This window comes from Terrabacter terrae, assembly GCF_039529575.1.
Classification (GTDB): Bacteria; Actinomycetota; Actinomycetes; order Actinomycetales; family Dermatophilaceae; genus Terrabacter; species Terrabacter terrae.
In genome coordinates, this window is record NZ_BAAANB010000149.1 from 1 (window position 1) to 1,810 (window position 1,810).

Consider the following 1,810-nt stretch of genomic DNA (forward strand, 5'->3'; position numbering starts at 1 on the left):
ACGATCGCGTCCCAGGGAGTCAGGTCCAAGCCGTACCTCGTCAAGAAGATCACCTCGACCACGGGTGACTTCTCCTACGAGGCGAAGCCGCAGACCAAGCGCGCCTTCGACAAGGACGTCACGGCCGACACCACCGACGCCATGACCTACACGGTCAAGCCCGGTGGCACCGCGACCAAGATCGGCCGCACGCTGGACCGTCCCGTGGCCGGCAAGACGGGCACCTCCGAGGAGAACCGCTCGAAGTGGTTCTCCGGGTTCATCCCGCAGCTCGCGGTCTCGGTCGGGATGTACAAGCCGTCGGCCGACGGGAAGACGAGCCAGCAGCTGAGCCCGCAGGAGTCCTCCCTCTACGACGGCTCCACCATCCCCGCGAACATCTGGCTCGACTTCATGAAGGTCGTCACGGAGAACATGGAGGTCCAGAGCTTCCCGGCCCGTGCCGGTGTCGGCGACGAGAAGATCCCGACGCCGACGCCCACCTTCACGCCGCCGCCGGTCACCACCACCGAGGCCCCGGCGACGACGACCACCCAGGCGCCGCCGCCGCCGACGACGACGACGACCACGACGACGCAGGCGCCCACGACGACGACCCAGCAGCCCACGAAGACGAACGGGACCGGCAGGCCGAGCCCGACCTCGACGACCTCGCAGCCGTCGATCACGGTCCCGCTCCCGGGCCGCAGCCGGACCACGACCCAGAGCAGCGGCGGGTGACGGCGTGAGCGGGTGGGCGCGACGAGGGCCGGGGTGACCCGGCGGTGACCGAGAGGGTCGACGACCCCGTCGTGCGGGCGGCCTCCGAGGTGATCGGAGGCCCTCGCGGGCGGTATGCCGTCAGCCGTGAGCTCCCGTGGGTGCTCACGGCCGCGCTGCTGTCGGCCCTGACCGCCGTGACGGCCGGCCTGGCGGTCCTGCTCCGCGCGCCGTGCCTGCGCACCGGCTTCACCGGTGACACCCAGTTCTGGAGCGCCTGCTACGCCGACCTGCCCACCGCGTACCGCGACCAGAACGTCAAGGCCGGCGTCGCGGCATACCTCCAGGGTGGGGCGGGCGCTCCCGTCACGGGCCAACCGCCCCTGACCGGGCTGGTGCTGACCGCCGTGGCCAGCCTCACCCCCGACGACGGCACGCTGAAGACGCGCGCCGCGTGGTACTTCGCGCAGTGGTCGGTGCTGCTGACGCTGCTCCTGCTCGTCATCGTCTGGCTCGTCGCCTCCTCCGCGGCACGGCCCATCTCTGCCGCCCACGTCGCCCTCTCCCCGGTGGTCGTGCTGGCGGGCTTCATCTCCGCAGACCTGCTCGGGGTGGCCCTGGCCAGCGCGGGCATGTGGGCGTGGTCGCGACGGCACCGGACGCTCGCCGGTGTCCTGCTCGGGCTGGCAATCGGCGCGCGGTCCTACCCGGTGCTGATCCTCGCGGCCATCGTGCTGCTCGCCCTGCGTGCCGGGAGGCTGCGCGAGACCGGTCGCACGGTCGGCTACGCGCTGCTGACCTCCGGCGCCCTGCTCTCGGGCCTCTGGCTGCTCAACCACGGCGCGGCGCTCTCGCCGTACGAGGGCTGGGCCTCGGCCTCGGCGGGCTACGGCTCGCCGTGGCTGCTGCCGCAGCTCGCGGGGCACCCGCTGCCGAGCGGCGCCGTGACGGCGCTCGCCGTCGTGGGCTGGCTGGTGGCCCTGCTCGTCGGGGCGGTGCTTGCGCTGTCGTCGGCGAGGCGGCCCACGCTGGCCGAGGTGTCGCTCGTGATGGTCGGGATCGTGCTCGTCACCGGCAAGTCCTTCACGGTCCAGAGCTCGGTGTGGCTGCT

At 72.5% G+C, this 1,810-nt stretch carries 2 protein-coding genes; both read left to right on the plus strand.

Features of this window, described 5'->3' with window-relative positions; genetic code table 11:
* Window positions 1-720, plus strand: a 720-nt coding sequence (locus ABD194_RS20105; protein WP_343994816.1) for a penicillin-binding transpeptidase domain-containing protein, incomplete at its 5' end; no start/stop codon positions are given.
* Window positions 721-764: 44 nt separating this feature from the next.
* Window positions 765-1,810 (plus strand): hypothetical protein (locus ABD194_RS20110; protein ID WP_343994818.1); only part of this gene is annotated, 1,046 nt, incomplete at its 3' end.